Origin of the sequence: Massilia endophytica, assembly GCF_021165955.1 — a bacterium.
Classification (GTDB): Bacteria; Pseudomonadota; Gammaproteobacteria; order Burkholderiales; family Burkholderiaceae_D; genus Rugamonas; species Rugamonas endophytica.
The window spans coordinates 3,412,063-3,429,803 of sequence record NZ_CP088952.1 but is presented as its reverse complement, the minus strand read 5'-3'; the positions used below and the strand labels follow the sequence as shown (position 1 = coordinate 3,429,803).

22 protein-coding genes are annotated in these 17,741 nt (G+C 65.8%); 14 read left to right on the top strand and 8 right to left on the bottom strand.

Features of this window, described 5'->3' with window-relative positions; all coding sequences use genetic code 11:
* Positions 1-29 precede the first annotated feature (29 nt).
* Genes LSQ66_RS15725 through motD form a run of 3 tightly spaced genes read left to right on the top strand, consistent with a single transcriptional unit; the run spans position 30 to position 2,267 of the window.
* Complete coding sequence (locus LSQ66_RS15725; protein WP_231766140.1) at positions 30-761, top strand: RNA polymerase sigma factor FliA; 732 nt, start codon at positions 30-32, stop codon at positions 759-761.
* Positions 743-1,492: a flagellar motor protein gene (locus LSQ66_RS15720; protein WP_231766139.1), complete on the top strand. Its 750-nt coding sequence runs from the start codon at positions 743-745 to the stop codon at positions 1,490-1,492. The genes LSQ66_RS15725 and LSQ66_RS15720 overlap by 19 nt, the downstream gene beginning before the upstream one ends.
* A gap of 1 nt (position 1,493) precedes the next feature.
* A complete protein-coding gene (motD, locus tag LSQ66_RS15715) occupies positions 1,494-2,267 on the top strand; it encodes a flagellar motor protein MotD (RefSeq protein WP_231766138.1) in 774 nt (257 codons plus the stop codon).
* 90 nt (positions 2,268-2,357) lie between these two features.
* Here motD and LSQ66_RS15710 read toward each other — a convergent pair whose 3' ends face one another.
* The 3 genes from LSQ66_RS15710 to flgA form a co-directional block, all read right to left on the bottom strand.
* Positions 2,358-2,819: a flagella synthesis protein FlgN gene (locus tag LSQ66_RS15710; RefSeq protein WP_231766137.1), complete on the bottom strand. Its 462-nt coding sequence runs from the start codon at positions 2,817-2,819 to the stop codon at positions 2,358-2,360.
* 7 nt (positions 2,820-2,826) lie between these two features.
* Complete coding sequence (gene flgM, locus LSQ66_RS15705) at positions 2,827-3,147, bottom strand: flagellar biosynthesis anti-sigma factor FlgM (protein WP_231766136.1); 321 nt, start codon at positions 3,145-3,147, stop codon at positions 2,827-2,829.
* A 94-nt stretch (positions 3,148-3,241) separates the two neighbouring features.
* The gene (gene flgA / locus LSQ66_RS15700) at positions 3,242-3,931 is read right to left on the bottom strand and encodes a flagellar basal body P-ring formation chaperone FlgA (protein WP_231766135.1); all 690 of its coding nucleotides are present in this window, start codon (positions 3,929-3,931) and stop codon (positions 3,242-3,244) included.
* A gap of 162 nt (positions 3,932-4,093) precedes the next feature.
* Here flgA and flgB point away from each other — a divergent pair, with 162 nt between their 5' ends.
* Genes flgB through flgL form a run of 11 tightly spaced genes read left to right on the top strand, consistent with a single transcriptional unit; the run spans position 4,094 to position 14,823 of the window.
* Positions 4,094-4,510: a flagellar basal body rod protein FlgB gene (gene flgB, locus LSQ66_RS15695; protein WP_231766134.1), complete on the top strand. Its 417-nt coding sequence runs from the start codon at positions 4,094-4,096 to the stop codon at positions 4,508-4,510.
* Between the two features lie 2 nt (positions 4,511-4,512).
* On the top strand, positions 4,513-4,917 hold the full coding sequence (gene flgC, locus LSQ66_RS15690) for a flagellar basal body rod protein FlgC (RefSeq protein ID WP_231766133.1): 405 nt from the start codon (positions 4,513-4,515) through the stop codon (positions 4,915-4,917).
* 2 nt (positions 4,918-4,919) lie between these two features.
* On the top strand, positions 4,920-5,609 hold the full coding sequence (locus LSQ66_RS15685) for a flagellar hook assembly protein FlgD (protein ID WP_231766132.1): 690 nt from the start codon (positions 4,920-4,922) through the stop codon (positions 5,607-5,609).
* Between the two features lie 24 nt (positions 5,610-5,633).
* Complete coding sequence (locus LSQ66_RS15680) at positions 5,634-7,178, top strand: flagellar hook protein FlgE (protein WP_231766131.1); 1,545 nt, start codon at positions 5,634-5,636, stop codon at positions 7,176-7,178.
* A gap of 20 nt (positions 7,179-7,198) precedes the next feature.
* A complete protein-coding gene (flgF, locus tag LSQ66_RS15675; RefSeq protein WP_231766130.1) occupies positions 7,199-7,942 on the top strand; it encodes a flagellar basal-body rod protein FlgF in 744 nt (247 codons plus the stop codon).
* A gap of 60 nt (positions 7,943-8,002) precedes the next feature.
* A complete protein-coding gene (gene flgG / locus LSQ66_RS15670; protein ID WP_231766129.1) occupies positions 8,003-8,785 on the top strand; it encodes a flagellar basal-body rod protein FlgG in 783 nt (260 codons plus the stop codon).
* A gap of 13 nt (positions 8,786-8,798) precedes the next feature.
* Positions 8,799-9,446, top strand: coding sequence for a flagellar basal body L-ring protein FlgH (locus tag LSQ66_RS15665; protein ID WP_231766128.1), 648 nt, complete (start codon positions 8,799-8,801; stop codon positions 9,444-9,446).
* A 2-nt stretch (positions 9,447-9,448) separates the two neighbouring features.
* Positions 9,449-10,567 (top strand): flagellar basal body P-ring protein FlgI, encoded by a 1,119-nt coding sequence (locus LSQ66_RS15660; RefSeq protein ID WP_231766127.1) that lies wholly within the window; start codon positions 9,449-9,451, stop codon positions 10,565-10,567.
* Between the two features lie 9 nt (positions 10,568-10,576).
* Positions 10,577-11,539, top strand: a complete 963-nt coding sequence (gene flgJ / locus LSQ66_RS15655; RefSeq protein WP_231766126.1) for a flagellar assembly peptidoglycan hydrolase FlgJ — start codon at positions 10,577-10,579, stop codon at positions 11,537-11,539.
* A gap of 51 nt (positions 11,540-11,590) precedes the next feature.
* Entirely contained in the window at positions 11,591-13,564 is a 1,974-nt protein-coding gene (gene flgK / locus LSQ66_RS15650; RefSeq protein ID WP_231766125.1) for a flagellar hook-associated protein FlgK, read from the top strand.
* 17 nt (positions 13,565-13,581) lie between these two features.
* Positions 13,582-14,823, top strand: coding sequence for a flagellar hook-associated protein FlgL (flgL, locus tag LSQ66_RS15645; RefSeq protein ID WP_307730218.1), 1,242 nt, complete (start codon positions 13,582-13,584; stop codon positions 14,821-14,823).
* Between the two features lie 74 nt (positions 14,824-14,897).
* Here flgL and fliR read toward each other — a convergent pair whose 3' ends face one another.
* The 5 genes from fliR to fliN are packed head-to-tail and all read right to left on the bottom strand — an operon-like array spanning position 14,898 to position 17,740.
* Complete coding sequence (fliR, locus tag LSQ66_RS15640) at positions 14,898-15,713, bottom strand: flagellar biosynthetic protein FliR (protein ID WP_231766124.1); 816 nt, start codon at positions 15,711-15,713, stop codon at positions 14,898-14,900.
* On the bottom strand, positions 15,714-15,983 hold the full coding sequence (fliQ, locus tag LSQ66_RS15635; protein ID WP_231766123.1) for a flagellar biosynthesis protein FliQ: 270 nt from the start codon (positions 15,981-15,983) through the stop codon (positions 15,714-15,716).
* Between the two features lie 11 nt (positions 15,984-15,994).
* Complete coding sequence (fliP, locus tag LSQ66_RS15630) at positions 15,995-16,744, bottom strand: flagellar type III secretion system pore protein FliP (protein WP_231766122.1); 750 nt, start codon at positions 16,742-16,744, stop codon at positions 15,995-15,997.
* Positions 16,734-17,324: a flagellar biosynthetic protein FliO gene (gene fliO, locus LSQ66_RS15625; RefSeq protein WP_231766121.1), complete on the bottom strand. Its 591-nt coding sequence runs from the start codon at positions 17,322-17,324 to the stop codon at positions 16,734-16,736. The genes fliP and fliO overlap by 11 nt, the downstream gene beginning before the upstream one ends.
* Entirely contained in the window at positions 17,321-17,740 is a 420-nt protein-coding gene (gene fliN, locus LSQ66_RS15620) for a flagellar motor switch protein FliN (RefSeq protein WP_231766120.1), read from the bottom strand. Before fliN ends, fliO begins: the two co-directional genes overlap by 4 nt.
* Position 17,741: the final 1 nt, after the last annotated feature.

Here is a 17,741-nt window from a genome sequence, read left to right as displayed (position 1 = left end):
TCTTGGCGCCTGAGAAGAACTAGAACTATATGTACACGGTCAAAGGGAAAGTGGACAAGGAATCCTTGCTGACGGAGCATATGCCGTTGGTCAAGCGCCTTGCCCACCACATGAAGGCCAAGCTGCCGCCCAGTGTGGAAGTCGATGACCTGGTACAGGCCGGGATGATCGGCCTGCTCGACGCCATCAACCGCTACGAAGAAACCCACGGCGCCCAGTTCGAGACCTATGCGGTCATGCGCATCCGCGGCGCCATGCTCGACGAATTGCGCAGCAGCGACTGGATGCCGCGCTCCATGCGCCAGGACATGCGCAAGATCGAGAACGCCATGGCCGCGCTGCAGCAGCGCCTGGGCCGTCCGCCCAGCGAATCGGAAGTGGCCAAATCGCTCAAGCTCTCGCTGGCGGACTACCAGGAGATGCTGTCCGAAGGCGGCGGCCACCAGCTGGTCTACTACGAAGACTTCCACGACGACGACGGCAACGACAGCTTCCTCGACCGCTACGCGCACGACGAGGACGCCGATCCCCTGCGCGCGCTGCTCGACACCGACTTCCGCCAGGCCGTGATCGACGCCATCGAGGCGCTGCCGCCGCGCGAGAAGATGCTCATGGGCCTGTACTACGAGGAAGAACTCAATCTGAAGGAAATCGGCGCCGTGATGGGCGTATCCGAATCGCGGGTTTCGCAGCTGCACACGCAGGCTGTGGCCCGCCTGCGCGCCACCTTGCGGGAGCAGGCATGGACTGGTCCAGCATAATCGGCCTTGTGCTGGCGCTGGCCGGCCTGCTGGTGGGCCAGTCGCTGGAAGGCGGCAAGGCCGCCTCGCTGATCCAGCCTGCCGCCTTCGCCATCGTGGTGGTGGGAACGTTCGGCGCCGTCATGCTGCAGACCCGTCCCGCCACCCTGCGGCGCGGCGTGCGCATGCTGGCCTGGGTCATCCGTCCGCCCGAAGACACGCGCGGCGCCCTGGCGCGCGACATCGCCGCCTGGAACCAGACCGTGCGCCGCGAAGGCCCGCTGGCACTGGAGCGCCACATGCTGGGCACCAAGGACTACTTCACCGCCAAGGGCCTGCGCATGATCGTGGACGGCATCCAGCCGGACAAGATGCGCCAGCTGCTCGACACCGAGATCACCGCCTTCGAGATGGCGGAGCGGCAGGCCGTGCGCATGTGGGAATCGGCTGCGGGCTATTCGCCCACCATCGGCATCCTGGGGGCGGTGCTGGGCCTTATCCACGTGATGGAAAACCTTACGGAACCGAGCAAGCTCGGTTCGGGCATTGCGGTCGCCTTCGTGTCCACCATCTACGGCGTGGGCCTGGCCAACCTGCTGTTCTACCCCATTGCCAACAAGCTGAAAAACATCGTGATCCAGCAGGTGCACCAGATGGAGATCGCGGCGGCCGTGTTCAACGACATCGCCATGGGCGACCTCTCGCGGGTGATGGACGAACGCATCGCCACGCTGCTGAGGGAGCAGCACTGACATGGCCTTCGTCTACCGGCGCGCCCGCAGGAAGTTCGACGAGGAGCCGGAGAACCACGAGCGCTGGCTGATCTCCTACGCCGACTTCATCACGCTGCTGTTCGCCTTCTTCGTGGTGATGTACTCCATCTCCTCGGTCAACGAGGGCAAGTACAAGATCTTCTCCGACGCCCTGGGCGACGCCTTCGGCGGCCAGGGCGCGGCGCGCCGCATCGACACCGACATTCCCAATCTGCCCCTGCCCAATCCCGCGTTGAAACGGCGCCAGGAAATGATGAAGCGCGAGCGCACCCAGCTCACCAAGCTGGCGCAGGACCTCATGTCCACCATGGCGCCGCTGGTCAAGGAAGGGAAGGTGAGGGTGACGCAGACCAGCCGCGGCGTGAGCGTGGAGATCAACGCCAGCGTGCTGTTCGAGCCGGCCGATGCGCGGCTGACGAACGAATCGCGCGAAGCCCTGCGCGCCGTGGCGGGGCTGCTGAAGAACGATCCGCATGCGGTGCAGGTGGAAGGCCATACCGACAACCAGCCGATCCGCACGGCCTTCGCCTCGAACTGGGAGCTGTCGGCGGTGCGGGCGGCGGCGGTGGTGCGCCTCTTCATCGACGCGGGCGTGGCGCCCGAGCGGCTCACGGCCGTGGGGCACGCCGCCAACCACCCCGTGGCCCCGAACGACACAGCCGAAGGCCGCGCCCGCAACCGCCGCGTGGCGGTGACGATCCTCTCCAACCTACCGGACGTCGTCAAAGAAATCCCCACCACCCCGGCGCAATGAAAATTTCCTAATTGGGGACAGACCCCTTTAAGCAACACCCTAGGGTGTTGCTTAAAGGGGTCTGTCCCCAATTAGGAAATTTTTGGTGGATCAGCCGGCGACGAAGCCGCGGCTGGCGGGGCGGGGGGCGGTCTGGCCGTTGGGGCCGTAGACGGGGGCCGCTTGCGGGCGCAAGGCCTGCAGGGCGCCCTGGGTGTGGCCCAGCTGGCGGTTGATCAGCATGCCATTCAGGCGGTTCAGTTCCTTCGCTTCGCGCGTCTGGTCCAGCAGCTGCTGCCAGAGCGCCGCGCCGGCGTCGCCGCCATGCGCGGCCAGCCACGCGTCCATGCCCGATTCCTGGGCCGCAAAGCCCGCCGCGCCCAGCTGACGGTGGCGCTGCGAGGCCAGCACCGCCATCTCGCCGATCAGGGCCGACTTGCGCGGCGTCAGTTCGCTCAGCGCATCGATCTCGGCCGCCACCAGGCACTGCTGTTCCTCTTGCAGGACGTCCAGCAATTGTGCGATCAGGGCCTGCTCGGCGCGCAGGCTGTCCATCGGGGTGGCGGTGTGCATGTTCTACCTATCGTTTGCGGGAGTGCAGCAGGTCCTTGACCGTTTCCAGCAGGCCGTCCGCCACTTTCTCCGAATTGACCTGGAATTGGCCATCGGCAATCGCCAGCTTGATGCGCTCGACCTTCTTGCTGTCGAAGACCGCATTCGCGCCGCTGGTGCCGCTGGCCGCCAGCGCCTGTCCTTGGGCCGACAGGCGCACATTGTCCGAGCTGGCCTGGGTCTGTGCCGCGGTCGCCGCGGCCTTTTCGGCAGTGCGCGCACTGCCGGCCGTATTGGGCGAGGACGCCGGCAAGCCGTTCGTGCTCTTTAATGTATCGTTGATTTTCACAGCATCTTCCTCGTCTGGTTGGAGTACTTTTACCCCGGTACACGAGTCATATATCGGCGCAGGCGGCGAAAACTTTAGCCCGGCCGGCAAATCCTCAGAACGCGACCTCGACCAGACCTCCTGCCTTGGCGACGCCCGAGACCTGCTGGCCGCTCGCCGTCCTTACCTGCACCACCTGGCCTTCCGACGCATTGCCGGTGGCCTTGCCTTCCGATGAAATGCTGAATCCGGCGCCGGCCGCCACCAGGCGCACCAGCTGGCCGTTCTGCACCACGGGCTTGTTCCGCATGTTGTCCAAACGCAAAGGCATCCCGGCCGCGAGCGAAATATTGCTGCTGCGGCCAACCACCTGCGCTTTGTCGGTGACGATGTTGGATGGCAAGGTCGTCAGGTCCGCCTGCAGGGTCACCAGCTGGCTTTCCTGGATGGTCTGGCCCTGGGCCAGCGGCACGCCGGCGGCAATATAGTTGCCCAGCACCGACACGTTAGCCTGAATATATACCGTCCATGTGGAGGGCGCCGCACACCTGACGCCCACCGAAGTCTTGCCCCAGGCGCGCGCGCCGGGCATCAGGAAGGCCTCCGGCGCGGCGCAGGGGCCGAGCGCCGTGCGGCTGTCGATGGCGCCCACCGTGACATTCACCTTGCCCGGCAGGCCGGCGCTCTGCACCTGCAGGAATTGCTCGACCGTCTGGCGCAGGCGGGCGGCGTCCGTCTTGGGCGGCGTCTGCGCCTGGGCGAGGGAGCTCAGCAGCAGCGCGGCAGTGAACATCGGCAGTTTCATGGCGGGCACTTCATACAGTGGGGAATGCAGCCATCTTAAAGGCGGCCGTGTAAAGCGAAGCGGGGAATAGGGCGGAAAAGCCCGTCTTTCTCATCGGATTGTTTGCGCCCCCGGCTCCGTATGATCGAACCTGTCACTACCAGAAGATGCCATGGAGCTGCCATGCTAGGGAAACTCGACGATTACCTGCGATTCAATGAGACCGCGCTCAGCCTGCGCTCGCAGCGCCAGTCCGTCATCGCCTCGAATATTGCCAACGCGGATACGCCCGGCTACAAGGCGCGCGACATCGATTTTAGCGCCGCCCTCAGCAATGCGCTGGGCAATGCGAACCAGGCCGGGCTGAAGACCACCGCAGCCAAGCACTACGGGGCGCCCGCGCAGGACGGCAAGGCCCTGCCCGACGGCACGCCGCTGCTCTACCGCGGCGTGGTGCAGGGTTCGGTCGACGGCAATACCGTGGACATGGATGTGGAACGCAATCAGTTCGCCGACAACGCGCTGCGCTATGAAGCGGGCGTCACCCTGATCAATTCCCAGATCAAGGGCCTCTTGGCGGCCATTCAGGGAGGTCAGTAATCATGTCGCTGTTTAATATTTTCAATGTATCCGGTTCGGCCATGAGCGCCCAGGCCCAGCGCCTGAACGTGGTGGCGTCGAATCTGGCCAATGCCGATTCGGCCACCAGCGCCAACGGCACAGCCTACCGCGCCAAGCAGGTGGTGTTCGAAGCCACGCCCGCGGGCGACAAGGCTTCCACCGGCGTCAAGGTGCGCCAGGTGATCGAGGATCCCTCGCCCCTGAAGCAGGTCTACGATCCGAAGAACCCGCTGGCCGACGAGAAGGGCTATGTGAGCATGCCCAATGTGAATGTCGTGGACGAGATGGTGAACATGCTGTCGGCCTCGCGCTCCTACCAGACCAATGTGGAAACCATGAACGCAGCCAAGTCGCTGCTGCTCAAAACCCTCACCATCGGACAATAACCATGGCCGTCGCCACCACCAATACCAATACCGCGCCGTCCTCGGCCCTGCTGAACGCCGTGAACCCGAAAGGGCCTTCCACCAGCGACAAGATCTCGGCCGAGCAGGACAAGTTCATGACGCTGCTGATCACCCAGCTCAAGAACCAGGATCCGCTGAACCCGCTCGACAACGCCCAGGTCACCAGCCAGCTGGCGCAGCTGAACACCGTGACCGGCATCAACAAGCTCAACGATACGCTGGAAACCCTGCGTTCGGACCAGCAGGCCGCCGCCAACCTGCAGGCAACCAGCCTCATCAACCACGGCATCCTCGCCCCCGGCACCTCCATCCAGGTCACGGAAGGCAAGGGCATCTTCGGCCTGGAGCTGGCCACCTCGGCCGATGAAGTCACGGTCGACATCAAGGACAAGGCCGGCAACATCAAGCACACCATCACCATGAACGACGTCGACGCCGGCGCCCTGCCCATGGTGTGGGACGGCAAGCTGAAGGACGGCAGCACCATCGCCGACGGCAACTACGTGCTGAGCGTCAAGGCCAAGGTCAAGGACGAGCCCCTGACCAGCGAGCAAGTGCGCACCCTCAGCTTCGGCACCGTGGCCAGCGTGTCGAACGGCGCCGGCGGCGTGAAACTCAATATTCCGAACCTTGGTCAGCTGACCATGGACGACATCAAGCAAATTCTGTAAGCCCACCACACACAGGGGAAAACCATGTTCCAACAAGGTCTCAGCGGCCTGAACGCCGCCACCAAATCGCTCGACGTGATCGGCAACAACATCGCCAACGCCAGCACCGTGGGCTTCAAGAGCTCGGAAGCCCAGTTCGCCGACCTGTACGCGAACTCGCTGAACGGCGTGAGCGGCAACAACCCCGGCATCGGTGTGAGCGTCGCCCGCCTGGCGCAGCAGTTCACCCAGGGCAATATCGAAACGACCAACAATCCGCTGGACATCTCGATCAACGGCGGCGGCTTCTTCCGCACCGTGGTGGACGGCGCCGTGCAGTACACCCGCAATGGCCAGTTCCTGCTCGACAAGGCCGGCACCCTCGTCAACGCCCAGGGCGCCCAGGTCACGGGCTACATGGCGAACAAGGACGGCCTGATCCTGTCCGGCGCGCCCGTGCCCATCGTCATCGATACCGCCGACCTGGCGCCGGTGCAGACCACCAAGGCCAACTTCAAGATCAACCTGGACTCGCGCGCCGAGATCCCGGCCACCGTGCCCTTCGATGCGGCCGACCCCACCACCTACAACAAGCAGACCGTGCTGCCCGTCTACGACTCGCTGGGCAACGAGCACGTGATGTCGATGTTCTATGTGAAGACGGCCGGCGGCCAATGGGATGTGTATGCCGGCAACGACGGCCGCGAAGCCCAGGCCAAGCGCGTCATGCAGATCACCACCACCGATGCGGCCACCATTACCGCGCGCGCCGACTATTTCACCGCCGTCAACGCCGTTCCGGCTGACCCGGCCGCCGTGCTGGCCGCGCAGCAGGCCTATTCGGCCGCCGCCGGCGCCGCCGTCGTGGCCGAGGCGACGGCCCAGGGCGCGGATGCGGCAACCATTGCGCGCATCACCGAGCTGTTCACGGCGCCGACCGACGTGGGCGCCGTCGCGGGCAACAACCCGGACATCATCAACGCCGCCTTCGAGAAGGCCGTGTCGGTGCCGGCCGTGAAGGTGGGCACCCTGGTGTTCAACAAGTCCGGCCAGCTGGACGCGGCGGCCATGGCGGCCCTGACCCCGGCCCAGACCCTGCCTTTCAATATCAGCCTGCCCATCTTCCCGGACAATGGCGCCATCCTGAACATGCCGATCGCCACCACCTTCGACGGCATTACCCAGTACGGCCAGCCCACCTCGGAAAAACTGTCCAGCCAGGACGGCTATTCCTCGGGCACCCTGCAGCGCTTCGCGGCGGACGAGAACGGCGTCATCATCGGCCAGTACAGCAACGGCAAGTCGCGTCCGCTGGCCCAGCTGGTGCTGGCCGACTTCTCCAACGTGGACGGCCTGACGCCGCTGGGCAACAATGCCTGGGCCGAGAGCTCGGCCTCCGGCGTGCCCCAGATCGGCGTGCCGGGCGAGGGCGGCATGGGCCTGATGCGCTCCTCCTCCGTGGAATCGTCGAACGTGGACCTGACCGAGCAGCTGGTGGACATGATCACGGCCCAGCGCGTCTACCAGGCCAATGCCCAGACCATCAAGACCGAGGACTCCGTGCTGCAGACCCTGGTCAACATGCGCTAAGCCTGATGCGGGAGTAAGCCATGGACAAGCTCGTCTACACCGCCATGACCGGCGCCAGGCACATCCTGGACCGGCAGGCCTCCACCGCCAACAACCTGGCCAACGTGGCCACCACCGGCTTCCGCGCCCAGCTCGACAGCTTCCGCGCCGTGCCGGTGGTGTCCGAAGGCCTGCCCACGCGCAGCTTCGTGGTCAACGCCACCTCGGGCAGCGACTTCAGCGCCGGCCCCATCGAAACCACGGGCCGGCCGCTGGACGTGGCCCTGCGCGGGGAGGGCTTTATCGCGGTGCAGTCGCCCGACGGGTCCGAGGCCTATACCCGCAACGGCAGCCTGAAGATCAGCCAGAACGGCCTGCTGCAGACGGGCGCCGGGCACACCCTGCAGGGCGAGAACGGCCCCATCGCCATTCCGCCCAATACCGAGATCGCCATCGGCGCCGACGGCACGGTGAGCGTGATCGACACCAACCAGACCCAGCCGGGTCCCGCCAATGTGCTGGGCCGTATCAAGCTGGTCAATCCGCCAACGGCGGGGCTGGAGCGGGGCTCGGACGGCCTGTTCCGCCAGCGCTCGGGCCAGCCGGCCGACCCGGACGCCACGGTGCGCCTGGCCGAGGGCGCCCTGGAGGGCTCCAATGTCAATCCCGTGGACGCCATGGTCGACATGATCGCCCTGGCGCGCTCCTTCGACACGCAAATGAGCCTGTTGAAGAATGCCGAGAATAACGCTGCGAAAGCCACCCAGATCCTCGCTTTGAATTGATCCTGAACGCCGCATAATGCTTTCATGAAAAAGGGCTTTTGCCCTGACAGGAGAAAGCAGATGATTCGTTCGCTATGGATCGCCAAGACGGGCATGGAAGCCCAGCAGACCCAGATGGACACCGTGTCCAACAATCTGGCCAACGTCAGCACCAACGGCTTCAAGAAATCGCGCGCCGTCTTCGAGGACCTGCTGTACCAGAACGTACGGCAGCCCGGCGCCGCCTCCTCCCAGCAGACCCAGCTTCCCTCCGGCATGCAGGTGGGTACGGGTGTGCGCCCCGTGACGATCGAGCGCATCCACACCCAGGGCAACCCCCAGGCCACCGGCAACGACAAGGACCTGATGGTCAACGGCAACGGCTTCTTCACCGTGCTGCTGCCCGACGGCACCACCGCCTACACCCGCGACGGCTCCTTCCAGCGCGACCAGAACGGCCAGATGGTGACCTCCACCGGCTATGTGCTGCAGCCCGCGATCACCATTCCCATCAATGCCAGCAGCATCACCGTGGGCAAGGATGGCACGGTTTCCGTGACCCTGCCGGGCCAGGCCGCGCCCCAGCAGATCGGCAATATCCAGCTGGCCACCTTCATCAACCCCACCGGCCTGGAGTCGAAGGGCGAGAACCTGTACGTCGAAACGGGCGCCTCCGGCGCGCCGCAGGACAATGTGCCCGGCACCAACGGCACCGGCGTGATCCTGCAGGGCTATGTGGAAACCTCCAACGTGAACGTGGTGGAGGAGATGGTCAACATGATCCAGACCCAGCGCGCCTACGAGATCAACAGCAAGGCCATCACCACTTCGGACCAGATGCTGCAGAAACTGTCGCAGATGTAAGCGAGACACCGCCATGAACAAAGCCCTTATCGCCCTGACCGCCGCCGCCCTGGCCGGCTGCGCCAGCACCCCCACCAGCATCGTGGCCGGTCCCACCACGGCCCGTCCCCTGGTGGTGGCCCAGCCCGCGCCGACCAACGGTTCCATCTACCAGGCAAGCAGCTACCGCCCCGCCTTCGAAGACCGCCGCGCGCGCCAGATCGGCGACGTGATCAATATCGCCATCACCGAGCGCACCTCCGCCGTGAAATCGGGCGCGAGCTCGGCCAGCAAGTCGGGCAGCGTGAACTTCGGCGTGCCGGGCCCCCTGCAAGGGAAGTTCGGCGCCGACCTGTCCACCAGCGCCAACAACAAGTTCGCCGATGCGGACAACCAGTCGGCCAGCAACACCTTCACGGGCAATATCGGCGCCACCGTGGTCGAGGTGCTGCCCAACGGTAACCTGATCGTGGCGGGCGAGAAGCAGATCGCCATGAACAAGGGCACCGAGTTCATCCGCATCTCCGGCATGGTGAACCCCGATTCCATCGGCCCCGGCAACACCGTGGCCTCGACCGCCATCGCCGATGCGCGCGTCGAATACCGCACCAATTCCCACGTGGACCGTGCCGAGCTGAGCTCCATGGCCTCGCGCTTCTTCCTCAGCCTGCTGCCATTCTGACCATGAAGACCTTCGCCACGACCTGCAAGGTGCTGGGCCTGAGCCTGGCGCTGCTGCTGGCGCCCGCCGTGCAGGCGGAGCGCATCAAGGATCTCGCCAGCATCGCCGGCGTGCGCCAGAACCAGCTGATGGGCTACGGCCTCGTCGTGGGCCTGGACGGCACGGGCGACCAGACCACCCAGACCCCGTTCACCGTGCAGAGCATTGCCTCCATGCTGCAGCAGATGGGCATCACCCTGCCGGCGGGCATCAACATGCAGCTGAAGAACGTGGCCGCCGTGGTGGTCACCGCCTCGCTGCCGCCGTTCTCCCAGCCGGGCCAGCAGCTCGACGTCACCGTGTCGTCCATGGGCAATGCCAAGAGCCTGCGCGGCGGCACCCTGCTGATGACGCCCCTGAAGGGCGCGGACGGCCAGGTCTACGGCATGGCCCAGGGCAATCTGGTGGTGGGCGGCGTGGGCGCCCAGGCGCCGGGCGGCGGCGCTTCCGTGCAGGTGAATCACCTGTCCGTGGGCCGCATTTCCAACGGCGCCACGGTGGAACGCGCCGTGGCCAGCAATGTGGGCGAGGGCGGCAATATCCGCCTGGAGCTGCACAACACCGATTTCTCCACCGCCAGCCGCGTGGTGCAGGCCATCAACGACAAATGGGGCAGCGGCATCGCCTATGCCCTGGACGGCCGCGTGATCCGCGTGCAATCCCCCAACGGCAGCGACCAGCGCGTGGCCTTTATCGGCGAGCTCGAGCAGCTGGACGTGAATCCGGCCAAGCTGGCTGCCAAAGTCATCATGAACGCCCGCACGGGCTCGGTGGTGATGAACCAGGCCGTCACGCTGGAGGCGTGCGCCATCTCGCACGGCAACCTCACCGTTTCGGTCAACAGCGAGCCCCAGGTGAGCCAGCCGAACGCCTTCTCGCGCGGCCAGACCGTGGTGACGCAGAACAGCCAGGTCGACATCAAGAAGGATAACGGCAAGGTCATCATGCTGCCGGGCGGCGCCGCCCTGGCCGACGTGGTGAAGGCCCTGAACGCCATCGGCGCCTCGCCCCAGGACCTGCTGGCCATCCTGCAGGCCATGAAGACCTCCGGCGCCCTGCGCGCCGAGCTGGAAATCATCTAAGGACCAGCCATGATCCGCCAGACCAGCAGCCCGAAGGAACTGAGCGCGCCCGACCTTGCCATCGACAGCAAGGGCCTGGGCGACCTGCGCCGTTCCGCGCAGGCCGGTTCGCCGGAGGCGCTGAAGACGGCTGCCCAGCAGTTCGAAGCGATGTTCATCAACATGATGATGAAGAGCATGCGCGAGGCGGCCCCGGCGGAAGGCATGCTGGACAACCAGCAGACCAAGATGTTTACCACCATGCTGGACCAGCAGACCAGCCAGAACCTGGCCAAGAAGGGCGTGGGCCTGGCCGACGTGCTGATCCGGCAGCTGTCCAAGACCAGCGGCGTGCAGGGCATGGACGCGGCCGTGGCCAGCGGCGTGGAGAGCGACGGCGCCGTGCTCAAGGACGGCGGTTTCTCGCGCAGCCTGCTCGACGCGGCGCGCCTGCAGCGCTCCATCGAGGCGGCCGGCGGCGCCAGCGCCGTGGACACGGCCGCCGCGGCGTCCGGCGCCGCGGGCGGTTCGCGCCTGCCGCACGTGAAGGCCTTCCAGGACAAGCTCGCCAGCCACGCCGAGGAGGCCAGCCGCGCCACCGGCATCCCGGCCAAGTTCATGCTGGGCCAGGCCGCCCTGGAGAGCGGCTGGGGCCGGCGCGAGATCAAGGGCCGCGACGGCAGCGCCAGCCACAATCTCTTCGGCATCAAGGCCGGCGCCGACTGGAAGGGCAAGGTGGTGGAGGCGGTGACCACGGAATACGTGAACGGCCGGGCGCAGCGCCGGGTGGAGAAGTTCCGCGCCTACGACAGCTACGCGGACAGCTTCAAGGACTACGCCAAGCTCATCACCAACAATCCGCGCTACGAGAAAGTGCTGGCCAGCGGCGGCGACGCCGCCAGCTTCGCGCGCGGGCTGCAGAAGGCGGGCTACGCCACCGATCCGAATTACGCCACCAAACTGGCGGCCATTATCAAGAAGACACTGGCCTAAAGCGCAGGCCATGTGTGCCGTTAACAGACCAAGCGGGAAAGAAAACACATCATGAGCAGTCTACTCAGCATTGGTAAGAGCGGTTTGCTGGCGGCCCAGACGGGCCTCGCCACGGCAGGGCACAACATTACCAATGCCAGCGTGGCGGGCTTCAGCCGCCAGCAGGTGGTGCAATCGACCACGAAGCCCATCGGCATCGGGGTCGGTTTCGTGGGCACGGGCACGGAAGTGGCCCAGATCAAGCGCTTCTACGACGACTTCCTGAACAAGCAGCTCATGGGCGCCCAGGCCACCCAGTCCTCGGTGGACGCCTACTACAGCCAGATCAGCCAGATCGACAATATGCTGGCCGACAGCAGCATCGGCATTTCGCCCGCGCTGCAGGACTTCTTCAAGGGCGTGCAGAACGCCAACTCCACCCCTTCGCTGCCTGCCGCGCGCGACTCCATGCTGTCCGCCGCCCAGACCCTGGCCTCGCGCTTCCAGGAAGTGAGCGGGCGCCTGACGGAGATCCAGGCGGGCGTCAACAGCACGATCACCGCCAGCGTGGCCCAGATCAACTCCTATGCGGGCGAGATCGCCAAGCTCAACAACCAGATCGCGGGCCTGAGCCTGGACAAGAACAACCCGCCCAACGACCTGCTCGACCGGCGCGACCAGCTGATCCGTGAACTGAACCAGCACATCCAGGTCAACGTGATGCCGAGCGATAACAATATGCTCAGCCTCTCCTTCGGCAGCGGCCAGCCCCTGGTGATCGGGGCCACGACCGTCGAGCTGGGCGTGAGCACCTCGCCGACCGACCCCAGCCGCGTGACGGTGGGCTACCAGACCTCGGGCGGCGTCTCGGCCCTGCCCGACAGCGCCTTCACGGGCGGCGCCCTGGGCGGCGTGATGAAGTTCCGCAGCGAGTCCCTGGACCGCGTGCAGAACTCGCTCGGCCAGATGGCGGCGGGCCTGGCGGCCAGCTTCAACGACCAGCACAGGCTGGGGCAGGACCTGAACGGCGACCTGGGCGGCAACTTCTTCGCCGTCACCAAGGCCTATGTGGGCTACGACACCCGGAATTCGCCCTCCAGTGCCGCCACGATCGACGCCACCATCACGAACGCGAGCCAGCTCACCAGCATGGACTACGACGTGAAGTACGAAGGCGGCCAGTACGTCGTGCGCCGCAGCGACGGCCAGACCACCTACCTGCCCGACCCGATGACGGACCCGGTCGAGATCGACGGCGTCAGCTACATGATCACCGGCGCGGCGGTGGAGGGCGACCACTTCCAGGTGCGCCCCACCTACAACGCGGCGGCCGAATTCAAGGTGGCGATCACGGACCGCAGCAAGATTGCGCTGGCGGCCCCCGTCGCCACCTCGGTGGGCAGCGCCAACAAAGGCAACGGCACCATCACGCCGGGCAGTGTGGACGTGGACTACCTGACCGCGGGCAATGCACTGACGGCGCCCCTGCCCCTGACCTTCCACCAGGCCGATCCGGCCGACCCGGCCACGCGCACCCTGGACGGCTTCCCGGGCACGACGGATATCGTGGTCACGCTCCAGGACGGCAGCTCCACCACCTATCCGGCCGGCACCACCACCATTGCCTACGAGCCGAACGCCACCATCCGCTTCAACGGCATTACGGTGACGGTGGCGGGCGAACCGAAGGAAGGCGACGTGTTCACCGTGGCGCCCAACAGCAGCGGCGTGGGCGACAGCCGCAACGGCGTGCTGCTGGCGGGGCTGCAGACCAAGAACATCCTGGCTGGCAATACCGCCACCTTCCAGGGCAGCTACGCCCAGACCGTCAACATGGTGGCCAACAAGACGCGCGAGATGCAGATCAGCAGCGAGGCCAGCGAAACGGCGGTCTCGCAGGCCAAGGCGGCCGTGCAGACCGTGTCCGGCGTCAACCTGGATGAAGAAGCGGCCGACCTGCTGCGCTACCAGCAGGCCTACCAGGCGGCAGGCAAGGTGATGCAGGTGGCCAGCGAACTGTTCGACACGCTGCTCTCGCTGCGTTGATATAAGAGGATTTCACCATGGGCATGCGGATCAGTACCAGCCAGATTTACGATGCGGGCGTCAGCCAGCTGAGCACCTTGCAGGGCAACCTGCTGAAGACCCAGCTCCAGCTCTCCACCGGGCGCCGCGTCCTCACGCCGTCGGACGACCCGGTCGCCTCGGCGCGCGCGCTGGAAGTGACGCAGTCCAAGGAACTGAACACGCAGTACGCCACCAACCGCCAGACGGCGAACAGCACCCTGTCCCAGGTGGACCTGGCGCTGAGCTCCGTAGGCGACCTGCTGGACGACGTGAAGGACACGGTGCTGTATGCGGGCAATCCGTCCCTGACCCCGGCCAACCGGGAAGCGCTGGCGGTCGAACTCGAAGGCCGGCTGCGCGACATGCTGGCGCTGGCCAACAGCGCCGACGGCACGGGCGGCTATCTCTTCTCCGGCTACAAGACCAACACCCAGCCGTACGTCCAGACCGCCACGGGCGCGAACTACTTCGGCGACCAGGGCGTGCGCGAACTCCAGGTGGCGACGGGGCGCAAGCTGGCCATCAGCACCTCGGGCACCTCCATCTTCGAGAACAACATCACCGGCAACGGCACCTTCCTGACGCAGGCCGATCCCGGCAACGTGGGGCGCGGCGGCACGGGCGTGGTCTCGCCGGGTTCCGTGGTCGACGCGGCCCTGCTGACGGGGCACGACTACACGGTCGACTTCACCATCACGGCCCAACCGGACGGCACCAACCTGACGGAATACACCGTGACGGACGCCACCACGGGTACGCTGCTGACGTCGCCCGCCCTGCCGTACAAGGCGGGCGACCCGATCGTCTTCGACGGAATGCAGTTCGACATCAAGGGCGAACCGGCGCATGGCGACATCTTCACGGTCAAGCCGAGCCAGAACCAGTCGCTGTTCACCACCATCCAGGGCGTGATCGACACCCTGCGCGGCCCGGCGGGCACGCCGGCGGATGGCGCCGCGCTGACCAACGCCCTGAGCATCGCCAACCAGAACATCACGAATGCGCAGGACAATGTGCTGTCCGTGCGCGCCTCGATCGGCGCGGGGCTGAAGGAAGTGGACTACCTCGACAGCTCCGGCATCGACATCAACATCCAGTACGAAGCGCAGATCGCCAAGTTCATCGAAGTCGATCCCATCGAAGCCATCTCCCGCTTCACCCAGCAGCAGGCCAGCCTGGAAGCCGCCCAGAAAAGCTTCAAGGCCGCCTCCTCCCTCTCCCTCTTCAACTACCTCTAATTTCTTAAAGGGGTCCGTCCCCTTTAAGAAACACCCTAGGGTCTTTCCTAAAGGGGACAGACCCCTTTAAGAAATTATTTCCGCTTGCGGGGGAGGGTGTCGCCCTGGCCTTGCAGGGCGCGTGGTTCGTGGCGGGCTTTTTCGGTGCCCTGGTGGAAGAGGTTGAGCATCGGGGTGGTGAGGTAGGGCAGGGAGATCATCAGCACCAGGAAACCGGCCCCCAGCGTGATGGGGAAGCCGATGCCGAACAGGTTCAGCTGGGGCGCGGCGCGCGTGAGGATGCCCAGCGCGACGTTGGTGATGAGCAGCGCCGCGACAATCGGCAGCGAGAGCTGCAGCCCCGCATTGAAGATCTTCGCGCCCCAGGTGGCAACGTTCCAGAAGCCGCCCCCATGCAGCATCTCGGCTGAAATGGGCATGGTGACGAAGCTTTCCGCCAGCGCCTCGAACAGCAGCAGGTGCACATTGGCCACCAGCAGCGACAGGGTGGCGATCCAGACCAGGAACTGGCCGATGGCCGAGGAGCGCCCCTGCGACATGGGGTCGAAGAAGCTGGCGAAGCCCAGGCCCATGGTGAGGCTGCTGATCTCGCCCGCCATTTCCACCGCCGCAAACACGATGCGCATCACGAAGCCCATGGCCACGCCCGTAATGAGTTCCTTGGCGAGGATGATGAGCCCGGCCCAGGACGTGGGCTCGGCGGCCGGTACGGCAGGCACCGTGGGGGCGATCACCAGGGCGATCATGACGCCCAGGCTGAGCTTGACGGTCGCGGGAATGCGGCTGTTGCCGAACACGGGCGCGGCCGCGATCAGGCCGAGGATGCGGGTAAGCGGCCACAGCAGCCCGGCGATCCAGGCGTTGACGTCCGCGGCCGAGAGGAAGAGCACTTAGCTCACCAGGTTGGGAATGCCCGTGAGCACCTGGCGCATGTAGTCGAGCATGACCGACAGCATCCACGGCCCGGCCACCACGAGGGCCACGAACACGCCCACCAGCTTGGGAATGAAGGAGAGGGTGGATTCGTTGATCTGGGTCGCCGCCTGGAAGATGCTGACGATGAGGCCGATCACCAGGGCCACCAGCAGCAGCGGGGCCGCCACCAGCAGGGTGACTTCCATGGCCTGGCGGCCCATGGTCATGACGGTTTCGGGATTCATCGCTCAGCTCCTCAGTAGAAACTCTGGGACAGTGACCCCAGCAGCAGCTGCCAGCCGTCCACCAGCACGAACAGCATGAGCTTGAAGGGCAGGGAGATCACGGCGGGCGACATCATCATCATGCCCATGGACATGAGCACCGAGGCGACCACCATGTCGATGATGAGGAAGGGAATGAAGATGGCGAAGCCGATCTGGAAGGCCGTCTTCAGCTCGCTCGTGATGAAGGCCGGGATCAGCACGCGCAGGGGCACATCGTCCGGGCCCTGCAGGGCGGGCGTGCGCGAGATCTTCACGAACAGGGCCAGGTCGGCCTGGCGCGTCTGTTTCATCATGAAGGTCTTGAGCGGCGCCGCGCCCCGTTCCAGGGCCTGGGTCACATTGATCTCGTTGCGCTGCAGGGGCTGGTAGGCCTCGGTGTAGATGCGGTCGAACACGGGCCCCATGACGAAGAACGTGAGGAAGAGGGCCAGGCCCACCATGACCTGGTTGGGCGGCGCCGTTTGCGTGCCGAGCGCCTGGCGCAGCAGGGAGAGCACGATGATGATGCGCGTGAAGCCCGTCATCATCAGCAGCACCGCCGGCAGGAAGGTCAGCGCCGTCATGATGATCAGCGTCTGCAGCGACAGGCCGTAGTTGGTGCCGCCGCCCGGCGCCGGGGTGGTGGTGAAGGCCGGGATGGTGGGCTCGGCCGCCGCCCACAATGGCAGGGCCAGGGCCAGCACGCCGCCCAGCACGCTCAGGATGCGCTTATTTGCCATTGCGCTTTTCAATCGTCTGTTTGAACCATTCCGCGAAATTGGCGGCCGGGAGGGCGCCATGCGGCTGCTCCGGCAGGTCCGGCGTTTCCTGGCGCGGCAGGGTGGCCAGCGCGTTCATGCGCCCGGGCGAAGCGCCCACCACGATCCATTGCTCCCCCACTTCCACCACCAGGATGCGCTCGCGCGCCCCCACGCTCAGCGCGCCCACCAGCTTGACGGTGGTGCCGCCCGTGATGTGGCGCGGGCCGAAGCGCTTGAGCATCCAGGCCAGGCCGACCAGCAGGCCGAGCACGACGGCCAGGGCCAGCACGGTCTGCAGCAGGCTGCCGACGGCGGACGGCGCGGCGGCGGGCGACACGGCCGGAGCGCGCGCGCCCGCCAGGGCGGCCTGCTGTTCGGGCGTGGGCGCAGCCGCGGCGGGCGCTGCCACAGGAGCCTGCGCAGGCGGGGCGATGGGCGTTTCCGCGGCCGCCGGGGCAGGCGGGGCGTCCGCCTTCTGGGCTGAGGCAGGCAGGGCGCAGAAACACAAACTGGCAGCCAAGGCTGCCAGCAGGAAGGAAACGGAACCGTTCTTCTTCATTTATTCAATTTTCGGATGCGTTCGGAAGGTGTGATGATATCAGTCAAACGGATACCGAACTTGTCATTCACGACCACCACCTCGCCCTGGGCGATGAGGCAGCCGTTGACCAGCACATCCATCGGCTCGCCCGCCAGGCCGTCCAGTTCCACCACCGAGCCCTGCGCCAGCTGCAGCAGGTTCTTGATGGCGATCTTGGTGCGCCCCAGCTCCACCGTCAGCTGGACCGGGATATCGAGGATGAAGTCGATATCGTTATGGGTCTCGGTCTTGGCGGCGGTCTTGCCGAAGTCCTTGAACACGGCAGCGGTGGCAGCCTGGCTCGCCATGGCCTCCGCTTCCGCCTTGGCCTGCTCGGCAATGGCCGCGCCCCAATCGTCGTCGAGGCTGCTTTGATCGTCTTGGTTGTCAGACATG